This window comes from Martelella sp. AMO21009, from assembly GCF_053484295.1.
Genome location: NZ_JBAKFR010000038.1, coordinates 23,785 through 42,739, shown reverse-complemented (window position 1 = coordinate 42,739; position 18,955 = coordinate 23,785). Strand labels below are relative to the sequence as shown.

Here is an 18,955-nt window from a genome sequence, read left to right as displayed (position 1 = left end):
GGAACTACTTCAAATCAACAGCATGCGTTGCAGACTAATCGCCCGACGCTCTAGTAAAACCTAAATAAGCCGTTAATCCTGAGTTCAGGTGAAGGGTTTTATGGTTGTCACATAGCGTAGGAGGCCAATCCGGCTTCGGCTTTAAAGAAAGAACGGGAGATGCAGATGTTAGATCGGGCAAAGAAAATGGTGGCCGCAGGGCTTGCCTCGATTGTCGTGGCGACAAGCGCCATCCCTGCTCAGTCCATGCCGATTTCCGTAAATCCGGCCGGCGCGGATGCAAGAATTGAACGCGTCGATGGTCGCAACTGGAACGGCGACCGGGGCGGTCGCAATTGGGACCGTCGTCATGGTTATGATCGCCGTCCCGGTTATGATCGTCGCCATCAGGCTTATAATGGCAGGGGCGGCTACTACAACGGCGATCGCTATTACCGTTACCCGCCAGGCTACCGTCCGCCGCGTCCGGGCCCGAACTACCGCTGGGATAATGATGACAATGCGTGGGTGCCGCTCGCGGTTCTGGGGGCAGGCGCTCTGATCATCGGCGGCGCGATCGCGGCCGGCAACAACAACCGTCCGCAGCAGACGAACGGGCTGAACCCCAAGCATTATGCCTGGTGCGAGAACCGTTATCGTTCCTATCGCAGCTACGATAACACCTTCCAGCCCTATAACGGGCCGCGCAAGCAGTGCCTGTCGCCTTACTACTGAGTGCACGTGATGGCGTGACATTGAACCCCGGCGGTTTTCCGCCGGGGTTTTATCTTGGGCGGCTGAGAAGCGCCACGGCCTCCACGTGATAGGACCAGAGGAACTGGTCGATCGGAATCACGCGCTCGATCCGGTAACCGCCATCCACGAGAAGCCGGAGATCCCGGGCAAGGGTGGCGGGGTTGCAGGAAACAGCGGCGACCTTCGCGACCTTGGAGCGGGCCAGTTCCTCGGCCTGCTCGCGCGCGCCGGCGCGCGGCGGGTCAAACACCGCGCCGTCAAAGCCCGAGAGTTCGCGCGCCAGCAGCGGGCGGCGGAAAAGGTCGCGACGCTCGCTTGTCACCGGCTTCAGCCCCTGGCGGTTGCGCACCGCCATATCGAGTGCTGCAAGCGCCTTCGCATCGAACTCGACGGCGTGCACCTTGGATCTCGCGGCCAGCCTCAAGGCAAAGGTGCCGAACCCGCTGAACAGATCGGCGACATGTCTGGCGCTTTCCAGATGCTTCGCCACCAGCCCCGCCATCGCCTCCTCGGCCTCGCGGGTCGCCTGGGCGAAACCGGACGGTGGCGGGTTCACCCTCGTTCCGGCAATATCGAGGGCAGGGCGCACCGGCTCGACGATGATTTCGTCCTCATAGGTCAGACGGGCGATGCCCTTCACCGCCATCACCGCGCGGGTCGCGGCCTGCCGGCGCTTTTCCGATGGGGGCTTGAGGCCTGAGAAACTGATGTCGAGTCCTGTTTCGGTCTCCAGCACGGCGATCCGGAACGGGTCGCTTCCGCTCGCCAGAATGCCTGCCAGAAGGCGCAGGGCGGGCAGGCGGGAAAACAGCGCCGGCGACAGCACCGGACATTCCTCGATCTCGACGATATGGTGGCTTTCCGGGCTCGAAAAGCCGAGCACGATGCCGGCCTCGGTCTTGCGCGCAGAAAAGGTCGCCCGGCGGCGTTGGCCCGGTGCCGCTCCAACGAGCGGCTCGACCGGACAGTCGAGGCCGTGGGCGGAAAGCGCGTCGATCACGACCTGTCGCTTGAAATCCTGATAGGGCGCGGGAGCCAGATGCTGGAGCGAACAGCCCCCACAGGTGCCGTTCTTGCCGTCCGGGCCGAAATGCCGACAGGCGGGATCGATGCGCTCGGCCGCCGGTTCCATCAGCGCGAGCATGACGCCTGCCGATTTCTGTCGGGCAATCGTGATGCGCTCTCCAGGCAGGGCGAAGGGCACGAAGACAGGGCCCTCGGGCGTCTGCGCAACGCCATCGCCCTTTGCGCCCAGTTTCTCGATGATCACGGTTTCGGCTGCCATGGGATTTTATTCCTCTTTTCTGTCGGGTTTGCGCCCGGCGAGCAGAAATTCGCGGTTGCCGTCGCCGCCCTCGATCGGCGAGGGCGCGATGCCGAGGCTTTGCCAGCCCATCTCTTCGGTAAGCCATTGCTCAAGCCTGGCAGCAATCACGGGGCCAAGCTCGGGGTCCTTGAGCAGGCCCTTCTTGCCGATATTGTCCTTGCCCGCCTCGAATTGCGGCTTCACCAGCAGGATGCAGGTCGCGCCGGGTTCGGCGAGTTCCAGCGCGGGCGGCAGAGCGAGCCTGAGCGAGATGAAGGAGACATCGGAGACAACCCAGTGCACCGGCCCTTCGGCAATATCCTCGCGGGTCAGGTGACGGGCGTTCAGCCCCTCGATATTGGTGACGCGCGGATCGTCGGCGATCCGCTCCGCCATCTGGCCGTGGCCGACATCGATGGCGGTGACATGACGCGCGCCGCGCTCCAGCAGAATCTGCGTGAACCCGCCGGTCGAAGCGCCGATATCGAGCGCATGCGCGCCTTCCGGCGACAATGCGAAATGATCGAGCGCCGCCGAAAGCTTCAGCGCGGCGCGGGAGACATACTGTTCGGCCGGGTCGTCAATCGCGATCACGGCGTCGGGACTGACGGTCATGCCGGGCTTTGTTACCGTTTTGCCGTTGACCGTCACCGCGCCGCGCGCGATCGCGTCGCGGGCCCGCGAACGGGTCTCGAAACGGTTGAGCGCGACCAGCAATTGGTCGAGACGCATGGGGGCAGCGGGAGCGGTCATGGCCGCTCCATGGACGCTTTTGGTCGCCGGCGCAAGCTTTCAGCCGACGGTGCCGGTCGAAACGCCGTGGCGGCCAAGCGCGCGGAACACGGTTTCCACGATCCCGTCTCGGTTAAGCCCGGCCTTGGCATACATGTCCTCGGGCTTGGCCTGTTCCATCCAGATATCCGGCAGCACCATCTGGCGCACGCGCAGACCGTGATCGAGCAAGCCCTCATTGGCGAGGAACTGCACCACATGGGCCCCGAACCCGCCGGCGGCCCCTTCTTCAATCGTTACCAGCACCTCGTGATGGGCGGCGAGCTGGCGGATCAGGTCGTGGTCGAGCGGCTTGGCGAAACGGGCATCGGCAACAGTCGTCGAAAGGCCGGCGGCGTTAAGCACGGTCGCCGCCTCGCGACATTCGCCCAATCGCGTGCCGAAGGACAGCAGCGCCACCTTGGAGCCCTCGGAAATGATCCGACCCTTGCCGATTTCGAGGATTTCTCCGCGCTCCGGCAGGACCACGCCGGTGCCTTCGCCGCGCGGGTAGCGGAACGAGATCGGGCCTTCATCGTAGGCTGCGGCGGTGCGCACCATGTGCATAAGTTCGGCCTCGTCGCCGGCGGCCATCACCACGAAGCCGGGCAGGGTGGCAAGGTATGTCGTGTCGAAGGAGCCCGCATGGGTCGGCCCGTCGGCGCCAACGAAACCGGCGCGGTCGATCGGGAAGCGCACCGGCAGGCCCTGGATCGCGACATCGTGGACCACCTGGTCGTAGCCGCGCTGGAGGAAGGTGGAGTAGAGTGCGCAGAACGGCTTGATGCCTTCGCTGGCAAGCCCGGCGGCAAAGGTCACCGCGTGCTGCTCGGCAATGCCGACATCGAAGATCCGGCTCGGATAGATTTCCTCGAACTTGTCGAGTCCGGTGCCGGACGGCATGGCGGCGGTGATCGCCACCACATCCTTGTCGTTGCGCGCTTCCTCGATCAGCGCCTTGGCGAAAACGGAAGTATAGCTCGGCGCGTTCGGCTTGGCTTTCGCCTGATGGCCGGTGACCACATCGAAACGGCTGACGGCGTGCAGCTTGTCGGACGCAGCTTCGGCGGGCGCATAGCCCTTGCCCTTCTGGGTCACGACATGGATCAGCACTGGGCCGCGGGCATTGTCGCGGGCGTTGCGCAGCACCGGCAGGAGGTGATCGAAGGAATGACCGTCGATCGGGCCGATATGATAGAAGCCAAGCTCCTCGAACATGGTGCCGCCGGTGACATAGCCGCGCGCATGGCCGACGGCGCGCGAGATTGCGCTTTCGATCGACTTGCCGAGATAGGAGGTCAGCCGCTTGCCGAAATCGCGGACCTCGAGATAGGTCTTGCCGGAGGCAAGCCGCGCCAGATAGGCGCTCATCGCCCCGGTCGGCCTTGCGATCGACATGTCGTTGTCGTTGAGGATCACGATCTGTCGAGCGCCGAGCGCGCCGGCATTGTTCAGCGCCTCATAGGCCATGCCGGCCGACATCGCGCCGTCGCCGATCACCGAGATCACGTTGCGGGGATGGTCCTGGAGCTTGGAGGCGACCGCCATGCCGAGACCGGCGGAAATCGAGGTGGAGGAATGGCCCGCGCCGAAGGGGTCGTATTCGCTTTCGGCGCGGCGGGTGAAGCCGGAAATGCCGTTTTCCTGGCGCAGCGTCCCCATCCGCTCGCGCCGTCCGGTCAGGATCTTGTGCGGGTAGCACTGGTGGCCGACATCGAAGATCAGCCGGTCGTCGGGCGTGTTGAACACCTTGTGGATCGCGATCGTCAACTCGACAACGCCGAGACCGGCGCCGAGATGCCCGCCGGTACGCGACACCGAGGATATCATCTCCGCGCGCACTTCCTCGGCAAGCTGCGGCAGGTCGCGGTCGTGGACTTCGCGAAGGTCTGCGGGCAGCTTGATCCGGTCGAGAATGGAGGTTTTTGACGGTAGCGTCACTGTGGAGCCTCATACGCCCTGAAAGACGTTGTTCCTGCCTGAAGCACCTGCGGCGCAAGCCGGAGATGCTCCCTGTCCTTATTGTTTCGCTCGGCGAACCGGAATACCGGCAGTCACCTGTGCGCTTTCTAAATCGTTTCTAGCGAATTTCAGCGTTCGGGCAAAGGAACAAATTCCTTCTCGTCTCCCGGCACCAGTCCAAATCGGCCCTGCCGCCAGTCTTCCTTCGCCTGTTCTATCCGTTCCTTCGAGGAAGACACGAAATTCCACCAGATATGGCGCGGCTTTTCCAACGCCTCTCCGCCAAAAAGCATGAGACGGCATCCGTGTTCCCCCGCTCCCTCGATCGTGATCGGATCGTTGGGGGCGAGCACCAGCAATTGCTCGGCATCGAACACGTCGCCGGCAACGCCAAGCTGGCCTTCGAGGATATAGATCGCGCGTTCCTCATGCTCCGCCGGGAACGAAAGCCGGGCCCCGGCGCGCAGAGCGATATCGGCGAGCAGCGTGTCCGTGAATGTCTTCACATCCGCCTTCATGCCGCAGAAATGGCCGAGCACCAGGCGACCGCTGACGCCGGTCTCCGAAATCGTCGGCAACGCGTTTTTCTCGGTATGGCCGAATGTCGGATCGATCTCCTCGTCGTGTTCCGGCAGGGCAAGCCAGGTCTGGACGCCGGACAGCGCATGCGGGCGCAGGCGCAGGTCGTCGGGCGTGCGCTCGGAGTGGACGATGCCGCGCCCCGCCGTCATCAGGTTCACGTCGCCGGGGCGGATGACGGTGTGGTTGCCGAGCGTGTCGCGATGGCCGATCTCGCCGGAGGTGAGATAGGTGACGGTGGAGAGCCCGATATGGGGATGCGGCTTGACGTCGAGCGCCTCGCCATGGCCGCCGAAGCGAGCGGGGCCCATGCGATCGAAGAAGATGAACGGGCCGACGAGCCGGCGCTTGATCGTCGGAAGCGCGCGCCGCACCTCGAAGCCGCCGATATCGCTGGTGCGCGGGATGATCAGCTGGGCAACGGCATTGCAGCTTGCGGCATCGCCGAATTCGGGATCCTGGCCGGGAAAAAACGACATGTCCGATACTCCGGGCGCCGGTTTGCGCCGAGTTTTATTGTGGGTCCAGCGGTTCCGTTCCCGCCGGCCGGCCATCGCGATCGAGCCGGATTTTCTCGACCCGGGCTTCCGCCGCGCTCAGCAGTTTTTCGCAGTGCTTCTTCAGGGCCTCGCCGCGTTCATAGATCTTGATCGATTCTTCCAGCGCGACGTCGCCGCGCTCCAGCCGCGCCACGATCGATTCGAGTTCCTCGACCGCGCGCTCGAAGCTGAGGCCGCTCACATCGGTCGGTTTGGTTGCTTCCGTCATGGTCTGGCCTCTCAAGTTTTTCGCGCGCATTTCGTTTCGGCAAGGTAATGCGCCCCGGCGCGATTGCAAGTCAAGCCGCGCGCTTGCTAACCATCAGATAACCATATCATGGCGTTTGACCTGGAAAGGTTCTATAGAGTGCTGAGCTTTTCCGCATTGCAGCGCGCCCGCGCCATTGCGAAGAGCCGGTGAAAACGTGCGTAACGGCGTTGCTTAGCGCCGGGAAGGTGTGGCTGATGGATGAACTTCATCCTGAAAGAACGGAACTTCGCGTTCCCTATCGCGATATCGACATGCATGGGCGCATGCACACCGCCGCCTATATCGAGCATGCCGAGGAAGCCCTTGCGCGGTTCTGGCAGTACCGTCCGGAGGTGGAGAACGAGCCCGCCTATGTGGTGCGCAAGGTCGGCTGCACCTTTTATCGCGGGCTGAAGAACGGCGAGACGGCGGATTTGGTGGTGCGCGCGGCCAAGATCGGCGGCAAGTCGATCGGCTTCAATGTCGCGGTGCAGTCCGGCAATCACATCGCCGCCGAGGTCGAACTGCTGTGGACGGCCGTCAACCGCGTGAACGGAGAACCCGCGCCCCTTCCGGAAGCGACGCGGGACTGGCTGTTTTCATTTCTCGACTGACGTCCCGAGCGACTGATGCCGGCTTGGCAAATCAGCTCTGGCTGGAGAGGCTTTTCGGCAGCAGCGGATAACCGACCATCACCGCGCGCGCGGCAAGCGCCGCCAGCACCGCCTTGATGATATCGCCCGGAATGAAGCCCATCGAACCCGCGACTGCGGGCGAAATGCCCATGCCGATGCCATAGGCAAGCCAGGCGATGCCGAAGAAATAGACGACCACGATGCCGCCCGCGAAGGCCGCGATGAAGAAGCCGAAGGTCTGTCGCAGCGCATTCTCGGTCTCCGCCGCGTATTCGGCAAGCGCGCCAGCGACATAGGCCGCCGGCAGCCAGCCGATGAGGAAGCCCGCCGTCGGTGCGGCGAAACTGCCGAGGCCGCCGCGCCCGCCGGCAAGCACCGGAAGCCCGATCGCGACCAGCACGAACACCACCAGCACGGCGGCCGCGCCGCGCCTGCGGCCAAGGATCAAACCGGCAAGCATGACGCCGAGCGTCTGCGCGGTGATCGGCACGGGAATGAAGGCAAGCGGTATGGCCGGCAGCAGGCCGAGCGCCACGATGATGGCCGCGAAAAGCGACACGAGAACCAGATCACGCGAGTTCATTTGACGTTCCTTCTGTCTTCGCCGCGAATGCCGCGGGCATCAATGGCGTCGGCGATACTGTCGGCATCGCGCAGGGTCAAGATGATCAGCGGGACGATTGCGCCCGTCGGACGAAACCTTATGCCCCGGGCGCGATGGGCGTCGCGGATCGCGCCGTAGGAGGAGAGAATATCCGGCACGAAGCGGATGACAAGGCCGACCGCAAGCCCGATATCGGCGGCGCGGACAAGCCCGGCCCTTTCGAGCGGCCGGGCGGCGCGCGTGATCGTGTCGACAAAGTCCGGCACGGGCGTGCTGGCGGTAATGGCGGCGGCGGCCAGCATCAGCGCGGAGAGCCGCAGAACCGAGGCCAGCGCCTGTTCCCAAGGGTTGAAGATCAGGCTGAAGCCGCCGACGAGCAGGACGGCGAACGCCATCGGAACCAGCCGGGCCAACGCCGGGCGCAGCCCTATCGGCAGGGTGAAATAAGCGAAGGCGGCTGCGGCGGCGAAACCGGCGAGGCCCCACAGGTTTGTCGTGAGAAAGACGGCGATCGAAAAGGCGACCAGCCCGCCGAGCTTCACGCCCGGCGACATGCGGTGGAGAATGCTGTCCGCTTCGACATAGAGCGATTGCATCAGCGGTTCATCGCCTCATATTGCGCGATCACATCATGCGGCGCGCCGTCACCGGCAAGCCGGCCCTCGTGAAACAGCAGCACGCGCTCGAAATTCTCCAGTATGGCAAGGTCGTGGGAGATAATGATGACATCCTCATCAAGCGCCGCGATCGTCTCGGCGACGCGGCGGCGGTTCTTGAGATCGAGCTGGTTGGTCGGTTCGTCAAGGATCACCAGCGAGGGCCGGGTGGCGAGTACGGCGGCAAGGGCGGCAAGCTGAAGCTCGCCGCCGGAAAGCTCATGGGCGCGGCGTCTGGCGAGGTGGGCGATGCCGAGCCGGGCGAGCGCCTCCTGCGTGCGTTCGGGCACTTCAGCCTTGGCGACGCCGCGCGCCTTCAGCCCCAGTTCGATATCGTCCTGAAGGATCGGCAGGATGATCTGGTTCTGCGGCGACTGAAACACGAACCCCGCATCCGCCATCACCGCTTGCGATTCGGCCACGGTGTCGCGGCCATTGACCGCGACTGCGCCGGTCGTGGGCTGCGTCAGGCCGTTGATCAGCCGCGCAAACGTGGTCTTGCCGGAGCCGTTGAGGCCGATCACGCCGATCCTGCGGCCGGTCAGCGACAGCGTCAGCGGATGAAGCGCCACCCGGCCCTCATGCATGACGCCGGCTTCGGTGAATTCGATCTGCAATTTCGCCCCCGGACTTTTTTCCTCTTATAGGCATGAACGTCCGGTTCCGGAAGGGCCGTTCCCGTTGCTGCACAGGTTGCCGGGACGCCGCGTGAGGGCGGCGCGGATCGGATGTTCTTATTTTGTCCGAATCGCATTAGGCTCGCGCCATGACCATCACAATCTCCAACGCCGATGCCCGGCGCATTTTCCTTGCCCGACAGGGCCTGTCCGCGCCGCCCGGCAGGGCGATGGACAAGGCCGGGCTTCTCGACCTGATCGAGACGATCGGCTTCGTGCAGGTGGATTCGATCCGCACGGTCGAGCGCGCCCATGACCTGATCCTGTTTTCGCGCAACCAGACCTTTCGCCGCGAGCACTTGACGACGCTTTTGGAACGCGACCGGGCGCTGTTCGAGCACTGGACCCATGACGCCTCCATCATTCCGATGAGGTTCTACCCTTACTGGAAGCACCGCTTCCGCCGGGAGGAGGAGCGGCTGCAGGAGCGCTGGCGCAAATGGCACGGGGAGGACTTCGCCGCCGCGTTCGAGCACACTTATGAACAGGTGCGGGCGAGCGGTCCGATCTTCGCGCGCGAACTGAAGCAGGAGGATCACGTATCCGGCGGTTGGTGGAACTGGCATCCGGCCAAGACCGCGCTGGAATATCACTGGCGCACCGGCCATTTCGCGATCTGCCACAGGCATAATTTCCAGAAGGCCTACGATCTGGCCGAACGGGTGATCCCGGACCGGTATCGTCTTGCCGAGGTCGATCACGCGGAATTTGTCGACTGGGCCTGCCGCGCCGCCCTTACCCGCCTGGGCTTCGCGACCTCCGGCGAGATCGCCGCCTTTTTCGCTGTTGTCACGCCGCAGGAGGCCAGGGATTGGGTGGATGCGAATGCGGGCCAACTCGCCGAGGTGCAGGTCGAAACCGTCGACAGCGGCAGGTCGCGGGCGGCGGTGGCGCTTGCCGACGAGATGCCGGGTCTGTTCGACGTGCCGGAGCCGCCCTCGCGGGTTAGGGTGCTGAGCCCGTTCGACCCGCTGCTGCGCGACCGGGCGCGGGCGGAACGGCTGTTCGGCTTTTCCTATCGCATCGAGGTTTTCGTGCCGGAGCCGAAGCGGCAATATGGCTATTACGTCTTTCCCTTGATCGAGGGCGACCGCATGATCGGGCGGATCGACATGAAGGCCGACCGCAAGCGGAGTTCGCTTGATGTCCGCAGGCTGTGGCTGGAGCCGGGCGTGCGAGCGTCCTCCGGGCGCTTCGATAAACTCGATGCCGAGCTTGCGCGCCTCGCCCGTTTCACCGGCGTGGACACGGTCGAGTACCTGCCGGGGTGGCGGGGCGAGGCTATCTGATCTCGACCCTTGCGGTGAAGCTGGTGCCGACGAGGCGAATAGTCTTGATCGGCAGGTCCATGTCGATCGCGCCGGCCTTGTGTTTCAGCCTTTGAATGATCGCGTCGATGCCGCGCGCCTCCGGCCGGTCGTCATAGCCAAGTTCGGCGGACAGAACCGCGCGGCTGACCGGATTGCCGCCGCCATCGGCAAGCAGTTTCAAAAAGTCGAGTTCGCGGCCGGTGAGCTCGATCCGGGTGCCATCGGGCGCGGTCAGCGTGTAGCCGACCGTATCGAGCTTCCACGGGGCGGCTGCGGCGGAGCTCTTTTCGGAAAGGCGACGCGCCAGATTGTTGACTGCCAGAAGCAGTTCATCGCCATCAACCGGTTTCGTCAAATAGAGATCGGCGCCGGCGCTGTAGCCGCTGATACGGTCCTCGCGGCCGGCGCGGGCGGTCAGCATGACGATGCCGACGCCTTCGGTTTCCTTGGCAAGTTCCTCGGCAAGTTCGAAACCGCTGATATCGGGCAGGTTGACGTCGATGATCGCGACATCGAACTTCTGTTTCCGCAATGCCCGGTAAAATTCGAGCCCGGAACTCGCTTCCGTCACCATGTTGCCCCGCATCGTCAGGTAGTCGGCGAAGCTCTGCCGCAAATCCCGTTCATCCTCCACGAGAAGAATGCGGATTCCATGTGCGTCGTCTTCTGCCTTTTGTGTCTGGCCAGCCATTGTGCGATGGGGCTCCCTTTGAGCGAGTTAGGCGTGCGTCGGGACATATTTAATGTACGGCTTTGCTGACATGTCAAAGCCTGCCGCCAGGATGGCATGGCCGGCGGGTGACTCAGTTCTGGTTTCAAGACGAGTGCGTCATGTTTCGTTACGTTGGATTACTTTAATTATTCGCCCTCAGCCAGAATTGGTGTTGTTTATATTTGCTGCTGGTAAATATTTATTTTAGCATGAATACATTGCCGTGATGGTCGGCGGTTTGAGCGGTTTCACAGGGGGACACATGAAAAAGTATCTGGAAATGGTCGTCGTCGCGGCAATATGGGCGCTGCCGGCTGCGGCCTACGCGGAATCCAATGTTGCGGTTGCCTATAGCAGTTCTACCCAGGATGTCGGCTTTGCCGAAGCGGACTCCGAATCGGCGGCCAGCGACAAGGCGATGTCGGAATGCGGCAAGGGCGGCGCCGGCGACTGCAAGATTGCCTTTTCGGGCGCGGATATGTGCGTTTCGCTCGCGCGGGCGACGAGCAGGGCCGCGATGGGAATCGGCGCCGGTTCCAGCAGACAGGCCTCCCAGGATGAGGCCATGGCAAAATGCGCCGAGGGTGGCGCTGAGGGCTGCAACATTCACGACACTTACTGCGCGCCGTCGAACCTCGAATAGCAGCGGTGATCAGGTTTTCGTCCGGCGCTCGGGGCGATTTCGCCTTGACGCAACGCGCCTCATCATTGCTTGGCTATAATGGCCGCAACGGCAGCGGGGCCGGTGCGCATGCCGTCTTCGCTGCGCCGCCGGCGTCTCGTTGAGGCGATGCTCCGGCGAAGCCGGATATGAGGGAGAAAATCGCCTTTGCGCCATCAATGCCGTCTTCTGTTCTGCGTGTTTCCGGTGCTTGTCGCCGTGATGCTTGCGGCCGTCGGTCCGGCGCGCGCGGATGTGATGTCCGAACCGGAGTTTGCGATTTTCGCCGATCCTACAGCGACTTTGACGCTGGCTGATATCATCGACGGCGATGCCGTCTTTACGCCAGTGAAAGGCAGCGGGATACCGGCGCAGTTCACCAGGGATGCGGTCTGGCTGCGCATCACGGTCACCTCGCAAAGGGCGATGCAGGCGGTCATGGCGCTCACCCCGACCTTTGTCGAGTTTGTGGACGTCTATGCAGCCGATGAACGCCCCCGCCTTTCGGAGGCGGATTTCTCACATTTCGGTCTGGGCGCGGGGCGTCCGCTCTCCGATGACGCCTTGTCCGGTTTCGAGGATGCGGTGGCGCTCGAATTTTCCGCGGGCATCCCCAAGGTGATCTATATCCGCGCGGCCTCTCCAAACGTCATGATGATGGTGAACGTCCGGTTCTATCAGCCGAGAGACTATCTGATGCACAAGGCGCTGGTCTCCACGGTCGGTGGCGCCGTGATCGGATGCATGGCGCTGCTGCTGGTGACCCAGCTCATGCTCTATCGCTTCGATCCCGATCCGCTCTATCTGTTTCTGGCGCTCAGCACGATCTCGGCGGCGGCCTATCATATCGGCAGCCTCGGTTATGCGCGGCTGCTGTTTTCCGATGGCGGCAGAGGCAATGATCTGTTCCTGGCCTTCTTTTCGTCCTTCGGCCTGTTGGCCGGCGCGATGACGACGATGCGGGCGTTCGACCTCACCAGTCCGCGCCACTGGATGTATTGGGTCTGCGCCATTTCCGGCGCCGTCGGTCTCGTTTCCACGCTTTCGATTTTCGTGGGGCTCAACCTCTACACCGCGCCGGTGCGCAACATCTTCATATTGGCTTGCGTCACGCTTGCGGCCATCTACGGGTTGGTGATGATCAGGCGGGGTGACTGGGCAAGCTATCTGCGCGCCGCCGCCTTCCTGGTGCTGTGGGTCGGCATGACGGTGATGCTCCTTTACTACTGGAATGTTCCGGGCCTGCCAGACTGGGCCTCCAAGGGTTACGCCATTGCCTGCCTGCTGGAGGCGCTGCTCCTCACTGCCATGCTGAGCTGGCGGCTCAGAGCCGCCCATCGCCTCAATTCCGCCCTGCAGGAAGAAGCGCTCCAGGCCGCCCGCAGCGCCGGACAACGGGCGGCCGAAATGGTCGAGATACGCACCGCCGAACTCGCCGAGGCGAAACGCACCGCCGAGGCCGCGCTCGAAGCCGAACTCCAGCAGCAGAAAAACCAGGTCCGTTTCATGGAGGTGATTTCGCACCAGTATCGCACGCCGCTCGCCTCGATCCGGTCCAGCGTCGATACGATGGAGCTCGGGCTCGGGGACGACGACAAGGCCAACCATCAGCGGATCGCGCGGATACGGCGCGGCATTGCCCGTCTGGTCGAAGTGCTTGAAATCCATCTGGAGCGCAGCCGTGTGCAAGGCCTGGCGCTAGAACCGGAGGCAATCCCCACGCCGGTCAGCACGATCGTGCTGGATGCCGCCCGCAGAAGCCGGGACCTGATGCCGGATGCCACCATTACCGTGGATATCACGGAGGATGCGGTCGGGGCGGAGATCTGCGTCGATGCCGATATGGTCAATCTGGCGCTGGTCAATCTTCTCGAAAATGCGGTGAAATATTCGGGGCCGACCGGCAATGGAGCGGTCATGCTGTCCGTTGAGATTGTCGGCGGCAATGTCCGGATTGCCGTTGAGGATCAGGGAATAGGCATTCCGAGCGACGAAATCGGCACGGTGCTCCAGGCCAGGGTGCGCGGTTCCAATACGAGCAGGATAAAGGGCACCGGCATGGGGCTGTCGCTGGTGTCGCGCATCGCCGCCGCCCACGCCGCCGCCATCGATATCGAAAGCGTGGAAGGCGGGGGAACGATCGTTGTGCTTTCCTTTCCGATCGCTCAGGCCGGAGAGAGCCTGGAAAGCCGCGCGTAGTAAGTCTCCAGCCGTTTTCCGAGCGGCACCTGATAGCGGGGTTGCCAGCCGAGCAGGTAATAGGCGGCGGCGTCCGGCAGGGTGAAGCGCTCGCCCATCAGGAAGTTCTGGTCGCCGAGTTCCCGGTCAAGCTGGGCCAGACCTTTCTCGACCATTTGCCGGCCCGTCGCCTTGACCTCTTCCTGTGCCTCGGCGGAGGTAGCGAAGGCCGATGGCCGCATCACCAGCGCGGTGCCGCGCATGTGAAGCGATGAGACGATGAAATCGAGCAGCTCCAGCGCTCTTGCCTCGCCATCGGGGTCCGTCGGCAGCAGTTCCGCCTCGGGAAATTTGCGGGCAAGCCAGAAGGCGATCGCCGGAAACTCGGTCAGAAGCCTGCCGTCGTCGCGCAAGAGCGCGGGAACCTTGCCCTTCGGGTTGATCGCCAGATAGTCGGGCTGGCGCTGCTCGCCCGTCCGCACATTGATCTCGTGGATCTCGTAGGGTTGGCCGATCCTGTCAAGCAGCAGCCGGATACCTTCGGAGCAAGCGCCGGGCGCGTGGAACAGCTTCATGGATATCTCCCGAAAGGCTCAGTGATCGTGATGATCGTGGCTGCAATATTCGTGATGCACCGGCGGCTTTCCGAGGCTTTCGCGCATATCCTTCATCTGCTCGAAGAAGGGAATGGGCACGCGGGTGGGCCGGACCGGGGCATTGTCGAAATCGTCATAGAGCGTTCGCAGCGTCACGACAACGCGCTCGGCATCGTTCCAGTCGCGATATTCGCCGAGATCGATCTTGTAGGCCGCATCGAGATAGTCGACGCCCTGCTCGTAGAACGGGCGCGCCTTCTCGGTGATGTCGAGCAGGTAGTCGCGCATCTTGCGCACGTCGTCCTTGGTGGACAGCGGGCCGTGGCCGGCGACGATGATCTCGACATCCATGTCCAGCACCATGTTGCAGACGTTGATCCAGCGGGCGATCGGCCCGTACCAGGCGATCGGCGTGCCGGCGGAAAACAGGATGTCGCCGGTGTAGAGCACCTTGTCCTCCGGCACATAGATCAGCGCGTCACCCAGCGAATGGGAGGGGCCGACCTCGATCAGCTCCACCGTCTTGTTGCCGACCTTGATCGTCATCCGGTCCTTGAAGGTCTCAGTCGGCGGCGTCAGCTCGATGCCGGAAAAGTCGAACGGGCGGAAGCATTCAGCCATGAATTCGCCGGAGCGGCCGAATTTCTTCGGATCGTTTTGAACCGCGAGCAGAACCTTGGGATCGAAGCGGTTGAAATCGGTGACCGTGCCCTCGGTGCCGATGATGCGCGCGCCCTTGACCAACTGGTTGCCGAAGGTGTGGTCGCCATCGGCATGGGTATTGACCAGGACTCCGATCTTTTCCGACGCCGGCACGGCGTTGCGCATCTCGGCCAGCATGTCGCCGGTGCATTTCAGGTCAAACAGCGTGTCGACGAGCAGGGTGGCCTCGCCGTCGGCGATCAGGCCTGCATTGGACCAGCCCCATGAACCGTCCGGCACCAGATAGCCCCAGCAGCCATTGCCGAGATCGTGCAGTCCCTTGGTGTATTTCCATTTGGTCATAGGTCTTCTCCCTAAAGTAATGCGGTGGCGATGGCCGGGAAGGCGAATACGAGCGCGAGCACGAACAGCATCATCAGCGCGAACGGGGCCGCGCCGCGGAAGATCTGCCCGAGCGTGATGTCACTTTCCGGACCGAGCGTTGATTTGATGACGTAGACGGCGATGCCGAAGGGCGGCGTCAGCAGCCCGATCTCGACGGCGAGGATCGCGATCACGCCGAGCCAGATCAGGTCGACGCCAAGACCGTTCAGGATCGGAACCGCGATCGGCAGCACCAGAAGCATGATCGAGGAACTGTCGAGAATGGTGCCGAGCAGCACCATCACGACGACCATGGCGAGCACCACGCCCTCGGTCGAAAATCCGGCTTCCAGTACCGTGCGGCCAAGCCAGCCCGGCATGCCGGTGAAGGCGAGCATGCGCGAATAGAGGCTGGCGCCGATGATCAGGAAACAGATCGAGGCGGTGGTGTGGCCGGTCTGGACCAGCACCTGCCAGAAATCGCGCCATGACAGGCGGCGCTTGACGAGAGCGATCACCAGCGCGCCGGCGGCGCCCGCGCCGCCGGCTTCCGTCGGCGTGAACAGGCCGCCATAGATGCCGCCAAGGACCAGCGCCACAAGCGCCGCGATCGGCAAAAGCTTGGCGGCGATCTCGCCCCAGCCCATATGCGGAGCGTCGAATTCCTGCGCCATCTGGCCGCCGACGAAGCCGGGCCTCAGATGCGCCATGGCGACGATGCCGATGCTATAGGTCACCGCCAGGAGCAGGCCGGGCAGGACGCCGGCGATGAACAGCGAGCCGACCGATTGCTCCGTCAGAATGCCGTAGAGAATGAACAGCAGCGATGGCGGGATCAGCATGCCGAGCACCGAGGAGCCGGCCACCACGCCCACCGAGAATTCCGGCGTGTAGCCCCGTGCCCGCATTTCGGGCACCGCGACCTTGGTGAACACGGCGGCCGACGCGATCGAAATGCCGGTAATCGCCGCGAACACGGCGTTTGCCGCGACGGTCGCGACCCCGAGCCCGCCGCGAATGCGCCGGAAGGCCTGTTGCGCGACATCGAAGGTGTCGCGCCCCATGCCGGAGATCGAGACCACCAACCCCATCAGCACGAACAGCGGCACCACGCCGAACAACTGGTCGGTGATCGAATCCTTGAAGGCGACGACCAGCATGTTGGCGGCGAGATCGAAATTGTCCTTCAGCACCCAGACGCCGACGAAGCTGACGAGGATCAGCGCGATCGCGACATGCAGCCCGGCATAGATCAGCACCAGCATGAGGGCGACCGAGCCGAGCGCGATTTCAACGCCGCTCATACGTCTTCTCCCTTGAGCGCCGCGAGCGAGTTCGCCAGGAATTGCAGGATGGTCGCCGCCATGCCGATGCTCATCAGGCCGTAAAGCGGCCATGTCGGGATCTGGAAGAAACCGGGATTGCCCATGAAATGCCGCTCCGGCCTGTCCCAGGCGCTGAGGAATGACGGCAGGAAGTGCCAGAGCGCGATCGCCAGAATGGCAGCGCCGGCGAGATTATAGAGCGCCAGCAGAAACCCTTTCAGCCGCGGGCTGTGGCGCTCGGCGACGATAAGCAGCAGATCGGACCGGGTCAGCGAGCCGCTACGCAGCGTGTGGGCGAGCTGCAGGAACACGATGCCGACGATGGAAAACGCCACCATTTCGGCGACGCCCGCGATCGGCGCGTTGAAGGCGCCGCGCATGATGATGTCGGCGCAGATCAACAGCATCAGGCCGATGATCCAGACCGAGCCAAGGGCGTTGAGCCCGGCGACGATGGGGCCAAGCAGCAGGCCCGGCCGGCCGCGTGCATTTGCCATGGTTTTCTCCAGATTGGTCTTCGTACGGCCCGGCGATGAAGGCCGGGCCGCGCCGGATTATTCGGCGAGATAGTCGCGCGGGAAGGTGAAGCCGTCTTCGGCAAGCGTGTCGCGGTAGATTTCCAGCATCTCGTCCACCGGTTCGCCGCGGGCGAGCGCTGCATCGCGCCATGCCGTCACAGGGTTGTCCATGCCGTCGATCCACGCCTGGCGTTCGGCGGGCTCCATCTTGATCTCCTCGCCGCCGCCCTCGATCATGGTCTTTTCATTCGCCGCGTATTTCGCCGCCTGCTCCTCGAAGAAGGCTTTGGAATAGGCTTCCGCGCCCTTGCGGAAGGCGTCCTTGGTGTCGTCGGAGAACTCGTCCCAGAGCCGTTCGGCAACGCCGAGGCCGCCGATATACATCGCGCCGAAATCGGTGCGGTTCCAGTAGGGCGCGACCTCGTAGATGCGGGCCGGCACATTGGCGGTCATCCAGCCGATATTGCCGTCATAAACCCCGGTCGAGATGTCATTGTAGAAGGTGACGTAGCTGCCCTGCACGCCAACCGCGCCGGTGGAGTTCAGCCAGGCAAGGTTCGGCCCGGCGCCGCCGATGCGCATGCCGTCCATGTCCGCGCGGGTGCGGATCGGGCGCTTGGCGGCAATGTTGTAGCCGTCGATCGCCACGCCGCCGCCGATATAGACGACGCCGGTTTCATCCGTGAGCTGGTCGATCAGGCCCTCGGTGCCGTAAAGCGCGTCCTCGACCGCCGATGTGACCATTTCCGGATCGATCGGGCCGAAGGGCATGGCGTAGGTGATATTGAGGATGCCCATGCCCGCGGGATCAAACACGCCTGAGGCCATCGCGACATCTGCAATGCCGGTTTCAAGCGCTTCCGCTTCCGAGCCGAGCTTCATCAGCGTGCCGCCATAGGCCTCGGTCCATTCAATTTGCACATCGCCCTTTTCTGCAAGCGCGGCATTGACCGTGGGAATGAAGGTCTCGTGCATGTGCTTGACCCAGAGAAACACCTCCGGATGGCCCGATGCGATGGTGAGACGGAGCGTTTCCTGCGCCATCGCCGGCGAGAGTGCGGCAAGCGCGACGCCGCTTGTAAGCGCAAGTGTGGTGATAATTCGGTTCATCAAATCCTCCCTGATTGTCACCGTTGCCGGTGCCTCCAAAAAAAAAGGATAATGGCACTTGAACAAGTGTTCAAGCTTTTTTATTGTTTGTTCAACTCAAGTCGGGAAAGCATAGTGGAAGAGTCAAAAGCGCAAGAAAAACAAGGTGCGACGTCGAAGGAGAAGATTCTTTCGGCCGGCGAAGCCGTGTTCGGCAAATACGGATATGACGCGACCACGGTGCGCAAGATCGCCGCCCGAGCGGACGTGCCGGTGGCGCTGATCAACTATCATTTCGGCTCCAAGGAAGGGCTTTACCGCGCCATTTTCGAGACCCGCTCGCCGGCGATCCGCGGCCAGCGCGTGGTCGGGCTTCAACTCGCCCGTTCGGAACCGGATTGGGACAGGCGGGTGGAGCTTGTGGTCAAGGCGCTGATCGTGCCGATGTTCGGCCTTCGCGACGATGCCAATGACGGCGCCTTCGGCCGCATCCTGGCGCGCGAACTGTCCGATCCGAGCTCGGAGGGGCGCGGTATCTTCCGCGAAACCTTCGATCCGGTGGCGGAAATGATGCTCGACGCGCTCGCGGAATGTTTTCCGGACTGGACCCGGGCGGAGGTGAACTGGGCCTACCAGACCATGCTCGGCGCGATGATGATCGTGATGATGGACAATGGCCGCATCGCCCGGCTTTCCGGAGGCACGGCGAACTCGGCCGACACCTCTGCCGCGGCCACCCATATCGTGGCGATGCTGACGGCCGGCCTGAAGCACCGCGACCGGAGCCAGACCGCAAACAGTTAGAGCGCGTCCAGGAAAAGTGGAT

The 18,955-nt window shown here is 63.3% G+C and carries 20 protein-coding genes; 6 read left to right on the top strand and 14 right to left on the bottom strand.

Annotation, left to right across the window (positions count from 1 at the left end; all coding sequences use genetic code 11):
• Positions 1-165 precede the first annotated feature (165 nt).
• The gene (locus V6766_RS23055) at positions 166-714 is read left to right on the top strand and encodes a BA14K family protein (RefSeq protein WP_448470599.1); all 549 of its coding nucleotides are present in this window, start codon (positions 166-168) and stop codon (positions 712-714) included.
• A 49-nt stretch (positions 715-763) separates the two neighbouring features.
• Here the strand turns inward: V6766_RS23055 and V6766_RS23050 are convergent, their stop codons facing one another.
• The 5 genes from V6766_RS23050 to V6766_RS23030 form a co-directional block, all read right to left on the bottom strand.
• On the bottom strand, positions 764-2,020 hold the full coding sequence (locus V6766_RS23050) for a class I SAM-dependent RNA methyltransferase (RefSeq protein ID WP_448470597.1): 1,257 nt from the start codon (positions 2,018-2,020) through the stop codon (positions 764-766).
• Positions 2,021-2,026: 6 nt separating this feature from the next.
• Entirely contained in the window at positions 2,027-2,794 is a 768-nt protein-coding gene (locus V6766_RS23045; RefSeq protein WP_448470595.1) for a TlyA family RNA methyltransferase, read from the bottom strand.
• A gap of 39 nt (positions 2,795-2,833) precedes the next feature.
• On the bottom strand, positions 2,834-4,753 hold the full coding sequence (gene dxs / locus V6766_RS23040; RefSeq protein ID WP_448470593.1) for a 1-deoxy-D-xylulose-5-phosphate synthase: 1,920 nt from the start codon (positions 4,751-4,753) through the stop codon (positions 2,834-2,836).
• A 149-nt stretch (positions 4,754-4,902) separates the two neighbouring features.
• Entirely contained in the window at positions 4,903-5,832 is a 930-nt protein-coding gene (locus V6766_RS23035) for a pirin family protein (protein ID WP_448470591.1), read from the bottom strand.
• A gap of 34 nt (positions 5,833-5,866) precedes the next feature.
• The gene (locus tag V6766_RS23030) at positions 5,867-6,121 is read right to left on the bottom strand and encodes an exodeoxyribonuclease VII small subunit (RefSeq protein ID WP_448470589.1); all 255 of its coding nucleotides are present in this window, start codon (positions 6,119-6,121) and stop codon (positions 5,867-5,869) included.
• 236 nt (positions 6,122-6,357) lie between these two features.
• Here V6766_RS23030 and V6766_RS23025 point away from each other — a divergent pair, with 236 nt between their 5' ends.
• Positions 6,358-6,756 (top strand): acyl-CoA thioesterase, encoded by a 399-nt coding sequence (locus tag V6766_RS23025; RefSeq protein WP_018065431.1) that lies wholly within the window; start codon positions 6,358-6,360, stop codon positions 6,754-6,756.
• Positions 6,757-6,787: 31 nt separating this feature from the next.
• Here the strand turns inward: V6766_RS23025 and V6766_RS23020 are convergent, their stop codons facing one another.
• The 3 genes from V6766_RS23020 to V6766_RS23010 are packed head-to-tail and all read right to left on the bottom strand — an operon-like array spanning position 6,788 to position 8,654.
• A complete protein-coding gene (locus V6766_RS23020; RefSeq protein ID WP_448470587.1) occupies positions 6,788-7,360 on the bottom strand; it encodes a biotin transporter BioY in 573 nt (190 codons plus the stop codon).
• Positions 7,357-7,977, bottom strand: coding sequence for an energy-coupling factor transporter transmembrane component T family protein (locus V6766_RS23015; RefSeq protein ID WP_448470585.1), 621 nt, complete (start codon positions 7,975-7,977; stop codon positions 7,357-7,359). The genes V6766_RS23020 and V6766_RS23015 overlap by 4 nt, the downstream gene beginning before the upstream one ends.
• Positions 7,977-8,654, bottom strand: coding sequence for an energy-coupling factor ABC transporter ATP-binding protein (locus V6766_RS23010; RefSeq protein ID WP_448470583.1), 678 nt, complete (start codon positions 8,652-8,654; stop codon positions 7,977-7,979). Before V6766_RS23010 ends, V6766_RS23015 begins: the two co-directional genes overlap by 1 nt.
• 149 nt (positions 8,655-8,803) lie before the next feature.
• Here V6766_RS23010 and V6766_RS23005 point away from each other — a divergent pair, with 149 nt between their 5' ends.
• On the top strand, positions 8,804-10,003 hold the full coding sequence (locus tag V6766_RS23005; RefSeq protein WP_448470580.1) for a winged helix-turn-helix domain-containing protein: 1,200 nt from the start codon (positions 8,804-8,806) through the stop codon (positions 10,001-10,003).
• Here V6766_RS23005 and V6766_RS23000 read toward each other — a convergent pair.
• On the bottom strand, positions 9,996-10,715 hold the full coding sequence (locus V6766_RS23000) for a response regulator transcription factor (RefSeq protein ID WP_448470578.1): 720 nt from the start codon (positions 10,713-10,715) through the stop codon (positions 9,996-9,998). The genes V6766_RS23005 and V6766_RS23000 overlap by 8 nt on opposite strands.
• A gap of 283 nt (positions 10,716-10,998) precedes the next feature.
• Between V6766_RS23000 and V6766_RS22995 the strand changes: the two genes are divergently transcribed.
• Entirely contained in the window at positions 10,999-11,379 is a 381-nt protein-coding gene (locus V6766_RS22995; protein WP_448470577.1) for a DUF4189 domain-containing protein, read from the top strand.
• A gap of 186 nt (positions 11,380-11,565) precedes the next feature.
• The gene (locus V6766_RS22990) at positions 11,566-13,596 is read left to right on the top strand and encodes an ATP-binding protein (protein ID WP_448470575.1); all 2,031 of its coding nucleotides are present in this window, start codon (positions 11,566-11,568) and stop codon (positions 13,594-13,596) included.
• On the opposite strand, the gene V6766_RS22985 is transcribed toward V6766_RS22990, so the two are convergent.
• Genes V6766_RS22985 through V6766_RS22965 form a run of 5 tightly spaced genes read right to left on the bottom strand, consistent with a single transcriptional unit; the run spans position 13,563 to position 18,150 of the window.
• Positions 13,563-14,150 (bottom strand): glutathione S-transferase family protein, encoded by a 588-nt coding sequence (locus tag V6766_RS22985; RefSeq protein WP_448470573.1) that lies wholly within the window; start codon positions 14,148-14,150, stop codon positions 13,563-13,565. The two genes, V6766_RS22990 and V6766_RS22985, sit on opposite strands and share 34 nt — an antisense overlap.
• Before the next feature lie 18 nt (positions 14,151-14,168).
• Positions 14,169-15,176, bottom strand: a complete 1,008-nt coding sequence (locus V6766_RS22980; protein ID WP_448470571.1) for an MBL fold metallo-hydrolase — start codon at positions 15,174-15,176, stop codon at positions 14,169-14,171.
• A gap of 11 nt (positions 15,177-15,187) precedes the next feature.
• Positions 15,188-16,501, bottom strand: coding sequence for a TRAP transporter large permease (locus V6766_RS22975; protein ID WP_448470569.1), 1,314 nt, complete (start codon positions 16,499-16,501; stop codon positions 15,188-15,190).
• A complete protein-coding gene (locus V6766_RS22970; RefSeq protein WP_448470567.1) occupies positions 16,498-17,019 on the bottom strand; it encodes a TRAP transporter small permease subunit in 522 nt (173 codons plus the stop codon). Before V6766_RS22970 ends, V6766_RS22975 begins: the two co-directional genes overlap by 4 nt.
• Positions 17,020-17,076: 57 nt before the next feature.
• Complete coding sequence (locus tag V6766_RS22965) at positions 17,077-18,150, bottom strand: C4-dicarboxylate TRAP transporter substrate-binding protein (RefSeq protein ID WP_448470565.1); 1,074 nt, start codon at positions 18,148-18,150, stop codon at positions 17,077-17,079.
• 114 nt (positions 18,151-18,264) lie between these two features.
• Here V6766_RS22965 and V6766_RS22960 point away from each other — a divergent pair, with 114 nt between their 5' ends.
• Positions 18,265-18,933 carry a TetR/AcrR family transcriptional regulator gene (locus tag V6766_RS22960; RefSeq protein ID WP_448470563.1) on the top strand — a complete coding sequence of 223 codons (669 nt, stop codon included), beginning with the start codon at positions 18,265-18,267 and terminating at the stop codon, positions 18,931-18,933.
• Positions 18,934-18,955: the final 22 nt, after the last annotated feature.